Origin of the sequence: Pseudoxanthomonas wuyuanensis, assembly GCF_900215535.1 — a bacterium.
Lineage (GTDB): Bacteria > Pseudomonadota > Gammaproteobacteria > Xanthomonadales > Xanthomonadaceae > Pseudoxanthomonas_A > Pseudoxanthomonas_A wuyuanensis.
Map to the genome: position 1 here is coordinate 19,672 of NZ_OCND01000001.1, position 17,115 is coordinate 36,786.

A 17,115-nucleotide genomic window follows, 5' to 3' on the forward strand; every position below is an offset into this window, starting at 1 on the left:
CTGCCCAACGGCGCCATTGCCCTATATCCTGCCCGCCATGCCGACGATTCTGATTGCCGAAGACGAGCCCGCCATTGCCGATGCGGTGCTGTATGCGCTGCGCAGCGAGGGCATGCAGGCCGAACACCGTCTGCTGGGACGGGACGTGGTGCCGCGCCTGCGCGCTGGCGGCGTGGACCTGGTGGTGCTGGATGTCGGCCTGCCGGATGTCAGCGGTTTCGATGTGTGCCGCGAGCTGCGCGGCTTCAGCCAGGTGCCGGTGATCTTCCTGACCGCGCGCAACGACGAGATCGACCGCGTGCTGGGCCTGGAACTGGGCGCCGACGACTACATGGCCAAGCCGTTCTCGCCGCGCGAGCTGGTGGCGCGGGTGCGCGCGCGGCTGCGCCGCAGCCAGCCGCCGATGCCGCAAGGCTGGACCACGCATGGCGAATTCGCCGTCGACCGCGAAGGCCACCGCATCCGCTTCCGCGACCAGCCGCTGGAACTGACCCGCTACGAGTACGCGCTGATGGCTGCGCTGCTGCAGCGCCCGGGCGCCATCCTCAGCCGCGCGCAGCTGATGGACCGCGGCTGGGACAGCGATGCCGACAGCGCCGACCGCACCGTCGATACCCACATCAAGACGCTGCGGACCAAGTTGCGCGCCGCCGGGGTGGAGAACGATCCCATCCGCACCCACCGCGGCCTCGGCTACGCGTTCGAGATCTAGAGGATGTCATGGGCTTGGAGATGAGATGCATTGTCCGCCAGCGCCGTTGCAGCAGGACGCCCGGCGCCGTCCTTCCGGCGGCGCCCACGCCGGGCGGGTGCCCACGCCGGGCAGGTGCTCAAGCCGGGCAACGCGGCGGCGGCCTTCGCACTCGCTCCAACGTTGATAACACCCTCTGATGCGCCTGGGCCTGCGGCTGTTCCTGGGGTTCTTCCTGATCGTCGGGCTGGCCGCGTTCTTCGTGATGCGCGTGTTCGTCAACGAGGTCAAGCCGGGAGTGCGGCAGGCGATGGAGTCGACCCTGGTCGATGCCGCCAATGTGCTGGCGGTGATGGCTGCCGACGATCTGAAGGCCGGGCGCATCAATGACGGCAAGTTCATGCGCGACCTGGCCCAGGCGCAGCAACGCGACCTGCGCGCCACCATCTGGCGCTTTCCCAAGCGCCGCGTCGACTACCGCATCACCATCACCGATGCGGCCGGCATTGTCGTGTTCGATTCCGAAGGCCGCGACCTGGGCCGCGACAATTCGCGCTGGAACGACGTCTACCGCACCTTGCGCGGCGAATACGGCGCCCGTTCCAGCCCGGAAACGCCGGGCGACGATACCCGCACCGTGATGCACGTTGCCGCGCCGATCCGCGACGGCGATCGGCTGATCGGCGTGCTTACCCTGGCCCAGCCCAATGCCAGCATCGACCCGTTCATCACTGCCAGCCAGCGCAGCATCATTCGTCAGGGAGGATGGCTGATCGGCTTGTCGGCGTTGATCGGCATTCTGATGACGTGGTGGTTGATGCGCGGCATCAACCGGCTCAACCGCTATGCGCAGGCGGTCAGCGCCGGCCAGCCGGTGGCGCCGCCGCCGCCGCGCCGCGACGAAATCGGCGACCTGGGCCGTGCGGTGGAGCAGATGCGCCGCAAGCTGGAAGGCAAGGCCTATGTGGAGCAGTACGTGCAATCGCTGACCCACGAGATGAAGAGCCCGCTGGCGGCCATTCGGGGCGCCGCCGAACTGCTGCAGGAGCCGCTGCCGGAACAGGAGCGCCAGCGTTTTGCCCGCAACATCCAGACCCAGCAGCAGCGGCTGACCGAAACCATCGACAAGCTGCTGGCGTTGGCCGAAGTCGAACAGCACGGCTGGCTGCAGAAGCACGAACCGGTCGCCGTCGCGGCGCTGCTGGCGGAAGCAGGCGAAGGCGTATCGGCCAAGCTGGCGGCGGCGGGACTGGCATTGTCGGTGGAGGTCGAAGACCCCGCGGCGATCATCCATGGCGACGCCTATCTGCTGCGCCAGGCGCTTTCCAACCTGCTCGACAACGCCATCGCGTTCTCGCCGCCCGGCGGAACGATCTTCCTGTCCGGCACGATAGACGACGGCATGCTGGAGCTGCGGGTGAGCGATCAGGGGCCGGGCATTCCGGACTACGCCCACCAGCGCGTATTCGAACGCTTCTATTCGCTGCCGCGTCCCGGCGGCGAGCCGCGCAGCTCCGGGCTGGGCCTGCCATTCGTGGCCGAAGTGGCGCGACTGCACGGCGGCCAGGCGGATCTGACCAATCTGGAATCCGGCGGCGCGCAGGCGAGGCTGCGGCTGCCGTTGGCTTAGCGGACCGAAGCCTTTGTTTCTTTGTGGGAGCGACGTCAGTCGCGATGAAGCTCTCCCGGTAAAGCTTCATCGCGACTGACGTCGCTCCCACAAGGAGAAGGTTCTCGATTGGGCGCAGAATGCCGGGCGCCACTTCACACAGACTTCAAACCCGGCACAACGCCCGCCCACAACCGGGCCGCAAGCTGCGCCCTGTATTCCAACCGGGGCAAACCGATGAAGTCGCTGAAGTTGCTGTTGCGTTTTCTTACCGTGGGCGGGCTTGTGCTGCTGCTGCTGATTCCGCTGCTGATGATTCGCGGCACCGTGCACGATCGCGAACGCTACCGCGCGCAGGCCGAGGAGCGCGTTTCGCAGAGCATGGCCGGTCCGCAGCAATTGGTCGGGCCGTTGCGGGTCGTGCCGTGGACCGACACCCGCACCGTCGCCGCCACCGGCGCCGATGGCCGGCCGGAAACGCGGGTGGAAACCACCGAGGGCTATCTGTACCAGACGCCGGAAACGATGGATGTCAGCGGCGGCATGGCGCCGGACACCCGCCGCATCGGCTTGTACGACGTGCGCGTGTTCCAGTGGTCGGCGCAACTGCATGCCGGTTTTCCGGAACTGGCGCTGACCGAAACCGAAGGCCGCAAGTATGGCCAACCCTATCTGGTCGTAGGCATTGTCGACGTGCGCGGCCTGGTCGGTACGCCCAAGCTGACCATCGACGGCGCCGACCTGGCGCTGCAGTCCGGTACCGGTGCAATGTCCGCCAGGATGGCCGGCGTGCACGCGATGCTGCCGGCGCCGGGCGCCGACGCTGCGGCAACGCTGCCCGCCAGCCAGCTGCAACTGGATTTCGCGCTGGCCGGTACGCAGTCGCTGGGCATCGCGCCGGTTGCCGACAGCAACCGCATCCGCCTGCACTCGGAATGGCCGCACCCGCTGTTCGGCGGCCGCTTCCTGCCCAATGACCGCACCATCGACAGCAAGGGCTTCAGCGCAAGCTGGGAAATCTCGTCGCTGGCCAGCGATGCGCAGGCCCAGCTTGGCCGCCATGACGGCGAAAAGCTGACCAGCCGGCAGAAGGCCTATGGCGGCGCGGCCATGGAAGGCGCCAGCGTAACCGCCATCGACAGCATCGATGTCAGCCTGGTCGACCCGGTCGACGTCTACACCCAGGCCGACCGCGCCAGCAAGTACGGCATCCTGTTCGTGGTGCTGACCTTTGTCGGCTTCGCCTTGTTCGAACTGATCAAGCGCCTGCCGATACACCCGCTGCAGTACCTGCTGGTCGGCCTGGCGCTGGCGATCTTCTTCCTGCTGCTGCTCAGCCTGTCCGAGCACATTGAATTCTGGAAAGCGTATTTGGCTTCGGCGGGCGCGTGCATCGGTTTGCAGGCGGTGTACCTGTCCGGCGTGCTGAAGAGCTGGCGGCGCGCGGCGGGCTTTGCGGCGATGCTGACCGCGCTCTATGGCGTGCTGTACGGGCTGCTGGTGTCAGAAAACAACGCGCTGTTGATGGGCTCGCTTCTGCTGTTCGGCATCCTGGCCGCCATCATGTGGGTGACCCGCAAGGTCGACTGGTACGAGCTGGGCAGTTCGCTGCGCTGAGACCGACATGCTGGACCCGCAAATCCTGCACCAGCGTGCCAGCCGGGTGTTGCCCATACGCCTGCAGACCACTGCGCTGATGTCCGATGCGGATGGCGCCGAGCGGCCGGACGCGATGCGGTTGCTGATCCGGCGCTGCCGGAGCGGAGCCATCCGTTTCCGGCTGGCGACGGAAACCCTGGCCGGGCTGGCGCAGGCACCGCTGGACTATCTGAAGCAGGCGACCACGGCCCGGGAAGGCCTGGGCCGCAGGCGGCCGCCGCTGCGCTACGGTCCATGGCAGACGGTGGCGGCACCGCACGGGATGGGCTTTGTCACCTGCAGCGTCGATGGCCGCGCCACGCTGTGGCTGATCCCTGGCCAGCAGCTGGCGGTGTACGGATGGAACGACCGCGGCCTGTGCGCTGGCTGGGAGGCAGGCCCATGGACATGCTGACGCCGGCTCGGCTGGCGGCGTCGAGTGATTGGAGCCGGGCGGGTGCGGCAAGGACAAGCTGCCAACCCCCGGCGTTTCGCCCCGGCCGGTGGCGTGCGTTAGAGTTCAGGGATGGATTCTGCGCATGCCATCGGCCTTTTCCGCGGCCCGGAAATCGTTCCCTATCTCGATGAGGTCGCCCGCCTGCGCATTGCCGTGTTCGGCGACTGGCCGTATCTGTACCGGGGCGATATGGGCTACGAACGCGATTATCTGGCCGCCTATGCGCAGTCGAAGGACAGCCTGTTCGTGCTGGCCTTCGACGGAGGACAGGTCGTCGGCGCATCGACCGGGCTGCCGCTGGCCGACGACGGCGCGGCGTTCTCGCGGCCGTTCGTCACCGCCGGCATCGCGGTGCCGGACGTGTTCTATTTCGGCGAATCGGTGCTGCTGCCGCAGTACCGCGGACGCGGCATCGGCCATGCGTTCTTCGACCACCGCGAGCAGCACGCGCGGCAGCTGGGCCGGTTCCGCTGGACCGCGTTCTGTTCGGTGGATCGCGACGCCGGCGACCCGCGCAGGCCGCCGCACCACCGCGGCAACGAGGCGTTCTGGCAAAAGCGCGGTTACGTGCGCCAGCCGGGCATGACCATGCTGCTGCCATGGGAGGAAGCGGGAGAAGGCGAAGTGATCCATGCGCTGACCTTCTGGTTGCGTCCGCTGGAGCCAAGGGCATGAAGACAGCCGTGGCCAAATACCCGATTGAGCCGGTGCGCGACTTTGCCGCCTTTGCCGACAAGCAGGCCCGCCTGCTGGAAGCGGCGGCGCGGCAGGGCGCGCGCATCGCGGTGCTACCCGAATACCTGTCGCTGGAACTGGGGGCGGTCTTCGATGACGGCGTACGCGGCGATCTGGCCGCCTCGCTGCAGGCCATCCAGTCCCTGCATGCGCCGTGGCTGGAGCTGTTTTCGCGGATCGCAGCGGAACAGCGCATGCATGTGATTGCCGGCAGTTTCCTGTTGGCGTCCGGCGAAGGACGCTACCGCAACCGTTCGTACTGGTTTACCCCGGAAGGCCGCCACGGCTGGCAGGACAAGCTGCAGCTGACCGGCTTCGAGAAATCGGCCGGCAGCATCGACGGTGGCGATGTGTTGAAGGCCTTCCAGGCCGACGGCATCCGCGCCGGCATTTCGGTCTGCTACGACGTCGAGTTCCCGTTGCCGGTGCGTGCACAGTACGAGGCCGGCGTCCGATTGCTGCTGGTGCCCAGTTGCACGGACACGCTTGCCGGCGCCACCCGGGTGCGTGTTGGCTGCCTGGCGCGTGCGCTGGAAAACCGCATGTTCGTTGCGCAATCGGTCACCGCCGGCCACGCGCCGTGGAGTCCGGCGCTGGATGTGAATACTGGCGAGGCGACGATCTATGCGCCGATGGATGCGGGTTTCCCGGCCGATGGCATCGTTGCGCAGACAACCGGCGATCAGGTCTGGGCGATTGCCGATCTGGATTTTGCCGCGTTCGAAGCCAGCCGTGCCGTGGCGCAGGTGGCCAATGATCGCGACTGGCCGGCGCAGTCGCTGCCGACCATCGTGCGTGCGCAGGTCGAGCCGCTATAGCGCGCGGTATTTATCCCTACTGTAGGAGCGAGGTGAGTCGCGATGGCACCCCGCCAGCCGCTCGGGGCGCACGATGAAAACGCGCCGCGGCGTGCGCGGATGAACAGGCAGGCTGCCATCGTTGCCGGACTCGCAATCGCGACTCACGTCGCTCCTACAAGGACAGCGGGTATAGACGAACTCAGGCGAATAGACTGACGCCCGGTACGATCCAGATCGACAGCGCTGCCAGCAGCGAGCCGATTGCCGTGGCTGCCAGGACATCGCTGGGATAGTGCAACCCCAGCACCACGCGCGACACCGCCACGCAGGCGGCGAACGGAATCAGCAACGGCGCCAGCGATGGGTAATGCGCCAGCGCGACGATGGTGAAGGCGACCGCGTGCAGGGTATGCCCGGACGGGAACGAGAATTCGTCCAGCGGCGCAATCCAGGCGCGGATGCGCATGTCGGCGGCGAACGGCCGTGGCCGCCGGGTCCAGCGCTTCAGCAGTTTGTACAGCGTCAGCGCGATGACGCCGGTCGTAGCCAGATGCGCCGCCGCCGCCAGCCCATGCAGGCCGTCGAACGCGATCAGCGCGCCCATCAGCGCGTACCAGAACACGCCATCGCCCAGGCGGCTGACCGCGGCGAAGAAGCGCCGCACCGGGTGGCGTTCGCACCAACGGTTGGCGCGCAGGCACCAGCCGGTGTCGCGGCCAAGCAGAACGTTACGCGACGGCGGCTGGCGCATGGCGGTTCCTCGTGTCGACCAATCCGGAAAGCAGCTCATCGAAATCGGCGGCCACCTGCTCGGGCTGCAGCGACTGCACCGAGGCGCAGGCGGCAGCGCCCATCGCCTGGCGCAGCGCATCCTGTCGGCCCAGCTCGACGGTGGCGGCAATGAATCCGGCATCGCTGTCGACTGCCGCGCCGTGCGCGCCGTCGCGCAGATGCTCGCGCGCGGCGCCGTAGTTGAACGCCACCGTCGCCACGCCGCTGGCCATGGCCTCCAGCGTCACGTTGCCGAACGTCTCGCTGTGGCTGGGGAACAGGAACAGATCGCCGCTGGCGAAATGCCGCGCCAGGTCGTCGCCGCGCTGCACGCCGCAGAAAATGAAATCCGGGTTGGCGCGCGCCAGCGATTCGCGCATCGGGCCATCGCCAACCCAGATGAAGCGCGCGTCCGGACGGCTGCGCTGCAGTTCGCGAAAGGCGGCGACCGCCAGAAGCAGGTTTTTCTCGGCAGCGATGCGGCCCACGTAGATTGCCGCCAGCCCGTCCTGGCCCAGTCCCCATTGCGAACGCAACGCGTCGTCGCGGCGGCCTGGGCCGAACTGGCCGATATCGACCGCCCGCGCCAGCCGCACCACCCGTTCGAATCCATGCGATTGCAGGAATTCCGCCAGTTCGCGCGTCGGCACCAGCGTGGCCTGGGCGCTGTTGTGGAAACGGCGCATCCAGCGCAGCGCGCTCTTCTGCAGGAACGCGGCGCCGTAGTCGCGCATGTATTCGTCGAAGCGGGTATGGAAACCGGTTGCGGCGGGAATGCCGCAGCGCCGCGCCGCGCGCAGCGCCGACCACCCCAGCGGGCCTTCCGTGGCCACATAGATCGCATCCGGCGTTGATTCCTTCCACAATTGCATCAGCTTGCGGGTCGCCGGCAGGCCGAACTTCAGCCCCGGATAGCGCGGCAGGCTGGCGCCGCGGACCAGCAGGTCGCCGTTGGGCGCCGCATCGCCGTCCTGGCGCGGGCGCACCACCGAAACCAGGTGGCCGCGGTTGCGCAGCCCCTGTTCCAATCCCTGCACGGTCAGCGCAACGCCGTTGACCTCGGGCGGGTAGGTTTCGGTGACGATGGCATAGCGCATACGCGGCTCCACGTTTTGCGTATGCTGCGGCGGCGCAATGACCTGGTTGTTGCAGACAGATGACGCTGCGGTGACGGCGCCGCAGGTTCAGGCAACGAAGGGCCTGAAAACGACACCCAGGCCCTGCATGTCCTCCGGTTCTCCCAGCAGGTCCGATTTCAGCAGCGGCCGCGCGTGAATCCAGTCCTTGCCCACCACCAGCCGCAGTTCTTCGCCGATGGCGGTCAGATCCAGGGTCGGGATGGGTTCGGCCTCGTGCGCGCGGTGCAGCAGCACCGCCAGCCGCAGCAACGCGGCCTTGCGCTTGGCGCTGACCAACAGGCGGTCGGGAATGGCGTCGAAGGCATTCTTGGGGATGCCGCGGCGGTGGGTGCGCACCAGCGCGGCCAACACCTGCTGTTCCTGCCGCGAGAAGCCGGAAATATCCGAATGCTCCAGCACGTAGGCGCCGTGCGCATGGTATTGGCTGTGCGCGATGGCCAGTCCGATCTCGTGCAGGCGCGCGGCCCAGATCAGCATGCGCGCGTCGTCGTCGTCCAGGCCCCAGCTGTCCTCCACCTGTTCGAACAACCGCATCGCCGTGGCTTCCACGCGCGCGGCCTGGAATTCGTCGATGCCGTAGCGCTGCATCAGCGCGGCGGTGGACAGGTCGCGCGGGTCGTTGTCGCTGCCGCGGCCCAGCATGTCGTAGAGGATGCCTTCGCGCATCGCCGCCTTGCTGACCATCAGCCGTTGCAGCCCCAGCGCCTCGAACGCGGCCTCCAGCACCAGCACGCCGCCGGCGATGATCGGGCGGCGGTCGTTGGACAGCCCGGGCAGGTCGATGTCGTCGATGCGGTCCGCCTGCAGCAGCCGGTCGCGCAATTGCGGCAGCGCGTCGGCGGTGATGGCGCCCTTGGTCAGCTTCATCGCCGCGCAGATTTCGCCGATGGCCTTGTGCGTGCCGGAAGAGCCGACCGCTTCCTGCCAGCCCAGATTGCGGTACAGCCCGGAGAACTGCTGGAATTCCGAACCCAGTTCGGTCAGCGCGTCCTTCCAGCGCTTCTTCGACAGCTTGCCGCCGGCAAAGAAGCGGCGGGTGCTGGCAATGCAGCCGGCCTGCAGGCTTTCGCGTTCCAGCGTCTCGAAACCGCGGCCGATGATGAATTCGGTGGAACCGCCGCCGATATCGATGACCAGCCGCAGCTGCCCCGGCTTGGGCGGTTGCGCATGGGCCACGCCCAGGTAGATCAGGCGCGCCTCTTCGCGCCCGGACACCACTTCGATCGCCTTGCCCAGCGCCGCTTCGGCGGGCACCAGGAACTGCTGCGGCGACGACAGCTGGCGTACGGTATTGGTTGCCAGCGCACGTACGCGGGCGGGCGGCACCTCGCGGATGCGCTGGCCAAAGCGGGCCAGGCAATCCAGCGCGCGCTGGCGCGCTGCGTCCGAGAGTCCACCCTTGCCATCAAGCCCATCGGCCATGCGTACGGTTTCGCGCAACCGGTCCACCACCCGCAGCTGCCCCAGCACGTAGCGTGCGACCACCATGTGGAAACTGTTGGACCCCAGATCGATCGCTGCGAACAGATCGCCATCCTGAAGCGGCGGCGAGGCGGGAGGGGGAAGGGGCGGCATGGCGGGAAGTTTAGCGGGTGTTGGTTGCGGATGCCGCAATCTGCGGGAGTCGTACCGGCATGCCGACACGGATGAGTCGCGATCGTATCGCCCAAGGGTGTCGAAGGTCCTGCAAGAAGCGCCGCAGATGCCGTTGCGTAGGGCGGGCCCTGGCCCGTCGTTGCCATCCTTCGGACATCCCGGCAATCATCGGGACCATCCGGCAGCGGAAAAGACGGCGGGCCAAGTCCGGCACTGCCGGCGCAACGCCGGTCGGCGCGCTACACCTTCGACAGCAGCATCGCCTGCGCCGAGTGGGGCAGCTGTCCTTCCGCCGGGACCAGCTTGCGGTACTCGCCGTTGGCATCCAGCTCCCATGCGTTCACGTTGTCGTCCAGGTAGTTCTGCAACACGTCTTGATAGACCTGGCGGGCCAGGTCCGGGTCCAGAATGGGGAAGCAGGTTTCCACCCGGTGCAGCAGATTGCGTTCCAGCCAGTCGGCGCTGGCGCAATACAGTTCCGGCGCGCCGTCGTTGCCGAACCAGTACACCCGGCTGTGTTCGAGGAAGCGGCCGACGATCGAGCGTACGCGGATATTGTCGGAGATGCCGGGGACGCCTGGGCGCAGCGCACAGGCGCCGCGCACGATCAGGTCCACGCTGACGCCGGCTTGCGATGCGGCGTACAGCGCACGGATGATGCGCGGTTCGTTGAGCGCATTGATCTTGGCGACGATGCGGCCCGGCTTGCCGGCGCGCGCCAGTTTCGCCTCGCGTTCGATTTTCTTGAGCAGCCCGGCGTGCAGGGTGAATGGCGACTGCAGCAGGCGCTTGAGCTTGGTCAAGGGCGCCAGCCCGGACAACTGCTGGAACAGCAGGTGCACGTCGTTGCCGATATCGTTGTCGGAGGTGATGAGGCCAAGATCGGTGTAAGCGCGTGCGGTGCCGCTATGGTAGTTGCCGGTACCCAGGTGCACGTAGCGACGCAGTTTCTTGCCCTCGCGGCGCACGATCAGCAGCATCTTGGCGTGGGTCTTGTAGCCGACCACGCCGTAGACCACCTGCACGCCGGCTTCCTGCAGCCTGTCGGCCACGCCCAGATTGGCGTCCTCGTCGAAACGCGCGCGCAGTTCCACCACCACGGTCACGTCCTTGCCGTTGCGCGCGGCCTGCACCAGCGCATCGACGATGGCCGAGTCCTTGCCGGTGCGGTAAAGCGTCTGCTTGATCGCCAGCACATGGGGATCCAGCGCCGCCTGCTTGATCAGTTCGAGCACCGCCGCAAAGGAATCGAACGGATGGTGCAGCAGGATGTCGTCTTCGGCGGCCTTCTCGAAGATGGTGTCGCTGTCGCGCAGCGTGCGCGGGGTGAAGGCGGGATACTTCAGTTCCGGGCGTTGCACCAGATCGTAGACCTGGATGACCCGGTTGAGATTGACCGGGCCATCGATGGGGTACACCGCATTTTCGGTCAGGTCGAAGTTCTGCAGCAGCGTGCGGACGATGGGCTTGGGGCAGTCGTGCGCGATTTCCAGCCGCACCGCCGGCCGGTAGCCGCGCCCCACCAGTTCGTCGCGCAGCGCCAGCGCCAGGTTTTCCACTTCCTCCTCGTCGACCACCAGTTCGGAATTGCGGGTCACCCGGAACTGGTACGAGCCCTTGACCTCCATGCCGGGGAACAGCTCGTCCACGAACACCGACAGCACCGAGGACAGCAGCACGAAGTCGTTTTCGCCGCCCGAGACACGCTGCGGCAGGTGGATGATGCGCGGCAGCGAGCGCGGCGCACGCACGATGGCCAGGTGGCCGGCGCGCCCGAACGCATCCTTGCCCTTCAGCACCACCACGATGTTCAGCGACTTGTTGAGGATCTTCGGGAACGGATGCGCCGGGTCCAATCCCAGCGGCGACAGCACCGGCATGATCTCGTTGCGGAAATACGCGCGCAGCCAGCGCGTCTGCCGCGCATTCCAGCTGCCGCGGCCGAACACCCGCACGCCGGCCTCGTTCATCGCCGGGCGCAGCACTTCGTTCCAGCATTTGTACTGCGCATCGACCAGTTCGGCGGCGCGGTCGTGGATGCGGTTCAGGACCACCGCCGGGCTCAGGCCGTCGGCACCGGGCGGCAGGCCGAAATCCAGCGCATGGCGCACGGTGGCGGCGCGGATTTCGAAGAACTCATCCAGGTTGGTGCAGGAAATGCACAGGAAGCGCAACCGCTCCAGCAGCGGCACGGACGGGTCCTGCGCCTGCGCCAGCACGCGGAAATTGAAGTCCAGCTGCGACAGTTCGCGATTCAGGTACAGCGCCGGGTCGCGCAGCGCATCGTCGACATTGCCTCCGGCGGCAGGGGTTTCGAGGGCGGCATTCATGCGAGCTGGCTTTGATTGAGAGGGAGGGAAGCGTCATTGCGCGGATGCACGCGTTCGGGGCCGAAATGCACCGAGAACAGACTGCCGTGGCCCACCTCGCTTTCGATTTCCAGGCGCGCCTGGTGCAGGTTGAGCACATGCTTGACGATCGACAGGCCCAGGCCGGTGCCGCCGCTTTCGCGCGAACGGCTGGTCGAGACACGGTAGAAGCGCTCGGTGATGCGCGGCAGGTGCGAAGCGGGAATGCCGTAGCCGGTGTCGCGCACGCCCAGCACGGCGCTGCCGTCGGCCTCCCGGCTGAAACGGATGGTGATGGTGCCGTCGACCGGCGTGTAGCGCACCGCATTGCTGACCAGATTGGAGAAGGCGCTGTGCAGCTCCTTGTTGGAACCCCATAGATCCACGCCCGCCTCGTCCTGCACGATGATGGTGTGGCGCTTGTGGCTGAGCGCTTCGGCTTCGCGCCGCAGCGTGGCCAGCATCGGCGCCATCGCCACGCTTTCGTCGGGCAGGCTGTCCTGCGCTTCCAGCCGCGACAGCGTCAGCAGGTCCTCGACCAGTTGCGTCATCCGCTGCGACTGCTTCTGCATTTCCGCCAGCATCGGCGCCCATTCCGGCGATTCCGCCGGATCCAGCATGTCCAGATAGCCATGCACCACGGTCAGCGGGGTGCGCAGCTCGTGCGAGACGTTGGCGACGAAGTCGCGGCGCATCTGCTCCAGCCGCAGCATCTTGCTGACATCGCGCGCCACCAGCAGCCAGTACTCGTCCGAGTACGGAATCAGGCGCAGGTTCAGCCGCAGGTTGGAGTCCACTGGCGAAGCCGCGTCCAGCATCGGCTCGGCATTGCGGCCGGCGGCCAGCCAGTGCGACATCGGCAGCGGCTGCAGGCGGTCGCCGATGGCGGCGCCGATGTCGCCCGGGTACTGCAGCCCCAGCAGCGAAGTGGCGGCCTTGTTGAACCACTGCACCCGCTGGCTGTTGCGTTCGACCACGACCACCGCATCGGGCAGCGCCGCCGCCGCCGCGCGGTAGGCGCGCAGCATGTCCAGCAGGCGGCGCTTGCGCGCGCGCATCTCGGCCTGGCTGCGGTACAGCAGGCGGTCCAGTTCGTTCCAGACGCCTTTGCCCTTGGCCGGTTCAAGCCGCTGGCGCGCGGTCAGCCGTACCAGCACTTCGCGCAGGCGCCAGTAGTGCCACGCCACCACTCCCAGCGCCGCCAGCGTGACTACCGGCCAGACCTGGCCCAGCAACAGACCCGCCACCACCGCTGCGACCAGTATCGCGGCCAGCTGACCGAGCGTTTTGAACCAGGCGGAACGGGCGTAGTAGGGCATGGACCGATTGTGGCAGATGTGTATGACAGTGTTGGGGAATGGGGATGGGCTGGGAAGGAGAGATGAGGAGCGAGGAACGAGGAGTGAGGAGTGAGGAGTGAGGAGTGGAATTGGGCGGTGGGTCGCAGGCGGGCGGAGCTGCGCGCATCTCCTTGTGCTGGTCATCCCAGCGCAAGCTGGGATCCATTTTGACGTTTCTGTTGCCCCGATCTTCTCGGCGCATCCGGGGTCAGCGCCACGGGGTGCGGCACGCCCACCATGCCGAGCGCACGCCGCCCAGGGTGCCCGCGCCGCCGCCTCGATTCCGCGTTCGGCCGCTTACCGCCTCAGACCGAAGCCGAGAACCGGTAGCCGGAGCCGCGTACCGTCTGCACCATGTTTTCCAGTCCATGCGGCTCCAGCGTCTTGCGCAGGCGGCGGATGTGGACATCGACCGTGCGCTCCTCGACATAGACGCTGCCGCCCCAGACGTGATCCAGCAACTGGGTGCGGCTGTAGACCCGCTCGGGGTGGGTCATGAAGAAATGCAGCAGGCGGTATTCGGTAGGGCCGATCGGCACCGGGACGTCGCCGGCGAACACCCGGTGGGCCGCGCCATCGATGCGCAGCTCGCCCACGCCCACGCTGCCGTCCTCGTCGTCCTCGCGCGAACGGCGCATGACTGCGCGGATGCGGGCCAGCAGTTCGCGCGCCGAGAACGGTTTGACCACGTAGTCGTCGACGCCGGCTTCCAGGCCGCCGACGCGGTCGTTCTCCTCGCCGCGCGCGGTCAGCATGATGATGGGAACGTCGCGGGTCATCGTGTCCTTGCGCCAGCGCCGCGCCAGTTCCAGCCCGCTGGTGCCGGGCAGCATCCAGTCCAGCAGGATCAGGTCGGGGACGCGGTCGGCGATGGCGTTCTGCGCTTCGCGCGCGTCGCCGGCATGGATGGGTTCGTAGTCGCCCTTGCGCAGGGCAAAGGCGACCATGTCGCGGATGGCGGGTTCGTCGTCAACGATCAGGATGTGCTTCTGCACGCGGATACCGTTGCCTGTGGGGTCGGTGCCAGTAGACGACAATTTTATGACTAAAACATGACAGTCCCGGCCCTGTCATGTAATCAGCGGCGCCGCACATCCGGGTCGCGCACGCCTTGGCGGCGCAGTTCCAGCACCTGCGGGGTGATGAAGGCGATGCGGGCATCGATGCGGGCGCGGGCGTAGTAATCCAGGTCGTCGCGCTTTTTCAGGTTCTGCAGCTGGATCAGCGCCTGCTCGGGCCGCCCGTTCAGGAAAGCGGCCTCGGCGTAGGCCTCGCCGGCGCGGACCTGGTCGCCGGCCAGTTCGTTGGCACGGGCAAACGACTGCTGGAACACCGGATCGTCGCCCGAGCGGCCCAGCAACGGCCGCAAGACGGCCTGGGCGTGCCGGCCGGACTCGGGGCCGCCCTGTTCGTTCAGCACCTTGGCGAAGGTCAGCGCCACCGCGCGGTTGTTGGGCATCCGCTGCAGCAGCGCCGCAAAACGCTGGTTGGCCGCCACGGTCCGCCCGCTGCGCGACTCGGCCTCGCCCAGCGCCAGTTCCAGCCACAGATTGCCGGGGTGCTTGTCCAGCAGGGCGGCCAGTTCGGTGACGGCCGCGCTGCCGTTGCCGCCCTGCAGATGGGCCAGGGCCAGGCCGTAGTTCTGCGCGTCGTTGAGCGGCTTGCCGCTTTCCCGGCGCAGGCTCTCGTATTCGCGCGCCGCCGCCTGGGGGGTGGTGGCGCTGAGCACGCGCAAGCGCTCGCGCGCCCAGTCGAACTGTCCGCTGGCGCCGCCGCTGAACATCTCCGACGGCAGCCGCACGTTGAGCGGCATCAGCGGGTTGTCGCTGGCCGTTTCCGGCACGACGATGGCATTGGGATTGAAGCTTTCGATCCGCTCGCCGCCGCCGGGCACGCGGGTGATTAGGGTGACGTGATCCTTGCGCATCTGCTCGGCGCGTTGCTGGGCCTCGCTGATGCGGGTGGTGGTGACCGGGTGGGTGCGCAGGTAGTCGGGGACTTCGTAGTATTCGTTGCTGCGGTTGCCGCGCATGGCCTGCGACATCCGCGCGAAGAAACCGGCCATCGCGTCGGCATCGTAGCCGGCCCGGGCCAGGGTGCGGATGCCGACCCGGTCGGCTTCGGATTCGTTGGAACGGGTGTAGTCGATCTGGCGCTGCGCCATCAGTCCCATCGCCGAGGCGATGGCCGCCTGCGAGGCGTCGCCGCTGGAGGTGCCGCCGGCGCTCTGCGCGACCAGGATCGCCCCCAGCATGCCCAGCAGGATCGGAATCTGATCGCGCTGGGCGCGTTCGACCCCGCGCAGCACATGCTGCTGGGTGACGTGGGCGATTTCGTGCGAAAGCACCGCTGCCATCTCGTCCTCGCGCTCGGCGGTCAGGATCAGCCCGGCATTCATGCCGATATAGCCGCCCAGCGTGGCGAAGGCGTTGATCTGGCGGTCCTTCATCAGGAAGAACGTGTAGGACTGCCGGGGCAGGTCGCTATCGGCTCCCAGCCGGTTGCCGATGCCCTGCAGCCAGTCGTTGAGCAGCGGGTCCTCCAGCAGGTAACCGTAGTTGCGCAGCTCGCGCAGCATCATCGAGCCGTACTCGGCCTGGCGCGCGGGCGTCAGCAACTCGCCGGCCGACGAGCCGATGTCCGGAAGGCTGGAATCCTGCGACGATGCCAGCGGAGCGGCCAGGGCCAGGGTCAGTGCGGTACAGAGCAGCAGGCGGCGCAATCGGACACTCCATGGGAGATAATGACGGGCGCCGGCAGGATGACGTGTCCACCAGCGGAAGGCGTGAATCTGCGGTTAACCGGCCCGGGACGGGCCGCAGTGTTCCGCCACGCGACTGGAAACCGGCCAGCGGGCGACCCATATTGGACCTGAATCCCGCCGGAGAATTCCCTTGAGCGAAGGCAACACCGGTGCTGCGGCACCCGAAATCATCATATACACCATCGCCATATGCCCTTACTGCGTGGCGGCGAAGAACTTCCTGAAAAGCAAAGGGCAGTCCTGGAGCGAGGTCCGTATCGATCTGGACCCGGCCGCCCGCGAAACGATGCTCGGCAAGACCCGGCGCACCAGCGTGCCGCAGATCTTCATTGGCGAGACCCACGTCGGCGGCTATGACGACCTGATTGCGCTGCACCGGGCCGGCAAACTCGAACCGCTGCTGGCCGGCTGAGCAGGCGCGCGGGGCGGTATTGCCGCCTGCGCCCGCGAACGCCCGGCTACGGATGGCCGGGCCGGACGAGCCGCCAACCGGTTTTGCGGCGCCTGCGATGGCGACCGGCATCCCTCCCTTCCTCCCCCTTCTGGAACCGCCATGGGCAAAGACCGCGCCAACCCTACCGAAGACCGCCTGCGCGAATTCACCGAATTCCGTCAGCGCATGAACCAGCGCATCCTGGCCGAGCCCAACCAGGTGGTGCGCCGGTTTTTCGCGCTGGACACCCAGACCTACCAGGCCGGTGCGCTCGACGTGAAGACCAAGGAACTGCTGGGCCTGGTGGCGTCGATGGTGCTGCGCTGCGACGACTGCATCAGCTACCACGTAGCCCAGTGCAAGGAGGCCGGAGTGAGCCGCGAGGAGTTCTTCGAAACGTTCTCGGTCGGCCTGGTGGTTGGCGGCTCCATCGTCATCCCGCATCTGCGCCGGGCAGTGGATTTCCTGGATCAGCTGGAGGCCGGCGAGGCCGGTATGCCGGCGGCGCACGACCACGGCTGAGGGGTTGGGGACCCGGGACCGGGGACCAGGGACCACGGGCTTGGACGAGTTCCGTTCCTCTTGTTGCCGGGCTGGCTGGGCGGACCGGGGATTTGCTTGGCTGTTGGGGAGCAACAGCAACCCCTCCTCAAATGCTCTTCAACCGCCGAATGGCGGTCACCCCCTTGCCAGGAGAGAAGCAAGGCCAGAAGAGCACCTTCTGGTTCCTCGTTCCTCGTCCTTCAGACCAAGGTCGATTTGGGCCCCTGCCGACCGTTCAGGCATAATTGGTA

15 protein-coding genes are annotated in these 17,115 nt (G+C 67.3%); 8 read left to right on the forward strand and 7 right to left on the reverse strand.

All coding sequences use genetic code 11. The features are described from left to right. Window positions 1-37 precede the first annotated feature (37 nt). The 6 genes from creB to CRO39_RS00120 all read left to right on the forward strand — a co-directional run bounded on the left by creB (window position 38) and on the right by CRO39_RS00120 (window position 5,948). Entirely contained in the window at window positions 38-712 is a 675-nt protein-coding gene (gene creB, locus CRO39_RS00095; RefSeq protein WP_097119842.1) for a two-component system response regulator CreB, read from the forward strand. A 178-nt stretch (window positions 713-890) separates the two neighbouring features. Further along, a complete protein-coding gene (creC, locus tag CRO39_RS00100) occupies window positions 891-2,321 on the forward strand; it encodes a two-component system sensor histidine kinase CreC (protein ID WP_097119843.1) in 1,431 nt (476 codons plus the stop codon). Window positions 2,322-2,537: 216 nt separating this feature from the next. Further along, entirely contained in the window at window positions 2,538-3,917 is a 1,380-nt protein-coding gene (creD, locus tag CRO39_RS00105; protein WP_097119844.1) for a cell envelope integrity protein CreD, read from the forward strand. Between the two features lie 7 nt (window positions 3,918-3,924). Beyond that, window positions 3,925-4,353, forward strand: coding sequence for a hypothetical protein (locus CRO39_RS00110; protein ID WP_097119845.1), 429 nt, complete (start codon window positions 3,925-3,927; stop codon window positions 4,351-4,353). A 111-nt stretch (window positions 4,354-4,464) separates the two neighbouring features. Beyond that, a complete protein-coding gene (locus CRO39_RS00115) occupies window positions 4,465-5,070 on the forward strand; it encodes a GNAT family N-acetyltransferase (RefSeq protein ID WP_097119846.1) in 606 nt (201 codons plus the stop codon). Beyond that, a complete protein-coding gene (locus tag CRO39_RS00120; RefSeq protein ID WP_097119847.1) occupies window positions 5,067-5,948 on the forward strand; it encodes a carbon-nitrogen hydrolase family protein in 882 nt (293 codons plus the stop codon). Before CRO39_RS00115 ends, CRO39_RS00120 begins: the two co-directional genes overlap by 4 nt. 181 nt (window positions 5,949-6,129) lie before the next feature. On the opposite strand, the gene CRO39_RS00125 is transcribed toward CRO39_RS00120, so the two are convergent. The 7 genes from CRO39_RS00125 to CRO39_RS00155 form a co-directional block, all read right to left on the reverse strand. Then, window positions 6,130-6,681 (reverse strand): phosphatase PAP2 family protein, encoded by a 552-nt coding sequence (locus tag CRO39_RS00125; protein WP_097119848.1) that lies wholly within the window; start codon window positions 6,679-6,681, stop codon window positions 6,130-6,132. Further along, the gene (locus tag CRO39_RS00130; protein WP_097119849.1) at window positions 6,659-7,798 is read right to left on the reverse strand and encodes a glycosyltransferase family 4 protein; all 1,140 of its coding nucleotides are present in this window, start codon (window positions 7,796-7,798) and stop codon (window positions 6,659-6,661) included. Before CRO39_RS00130 ends, CRO39_RS00125 begins: the two co-directional genes overlap by 23 nt. Window positions 7,799-7,885: 87 nt before the next feature. Next, complete coding sequence (ppx, locus tag CRO39_RS00135; RefSeq protein WP_097119850.1) at window positions 7,886-9,415, reverse strand: exopolyphosphatase; 1,530 nt, start codon at window positions 9,413-9,415, stop codon at window positions 7,886-7,888. 260 nt (window positions 9,416-9,675) lie between these two features. After that, the gene (gene ppk1, locus CRO39_RS00140) at window positions 9,676-11,766 is read right to left on the reverse strand and encodes a polyphosphate kinase 1 (protein WP_097119851.1); all 2,091 of its coding nucleotides are present in this window, start codon (window positions 11,764-11,766) and stop codon (window positions 9,676-9,678) included. Then, window positions 11,763-13,103, reverse strand: a complete 1,341-nt coding sequence (phoR, locus tag CRO39_RS00145) for a phosphate regulon sensor histidine kinase PhoR (RefSeq protein ID WP_097119852.1) — start codon at window positions 13,101-13,103, stop codon at window positions 11,763-11,765. The genes ppk1 and phoR overlap by 4 nt, the downstream gene beginning before the upstream one ends. 326 nt (window positions 13,104-13,429) lie before the next feature. Next, window positions 13,430-14,119, reverse strand: coding sequence for a phosphate regulon transcriptional regulator PhoB (gene phoB / locus CRO39_RS00150; RefSeq protein WP_097119853.1), 690 nt, complete (start codon window positions 14,117-14,119; stop codon window positions 13,430-13,432). An 83-nt stretch (window positions 14,120-14,202) separates the two neighbouring features. After that, entirely contained in the window at window positions 14,203-15,846 is a 1,644-nt protein-coding gene (locus CRO39_RS00155) for a M48 family metalloprotease (protein ID WP_097119854.1), read from the reverse strand. A gap of 166 nt (window positions 15,847-16,012) precedes the next feature. Between CRO39_RS00155 and grxC the strand changes: the two genes are divergently transcribed. Both grxC and CRO39_RS00165 read left to right on the forward strand, forming a co-directional pair. Beyond that, window positions 16,013-16,300: a glutaredoxin 3 gene (grxC, locus tag CRO39_RS00160; RefSeq protein WP_097119855.1), complete on the forward strand. Its 288-nt coding sequence runs from the start codon at window positions 16,013-16,015 to the stop codon at window positions 16,298-16,300. Window positions 16,301-16,441: 141 nt separating this feature from the next. Beyond that, window positions 16,442-16,843 (forward strand): carboxymuconolactone decarboxylase family protein, encoded by a 402-nt coding sequence (locus CRO39_RS00165; protein ID WP_097119856.1) that lies wholly within the window; start codon window positions 16,442-16,444, stop codon window positions 16,841-16,843. The last annotated feature ends 272 nt before the right edge of the window (window positions 16,844-17,115 follow it).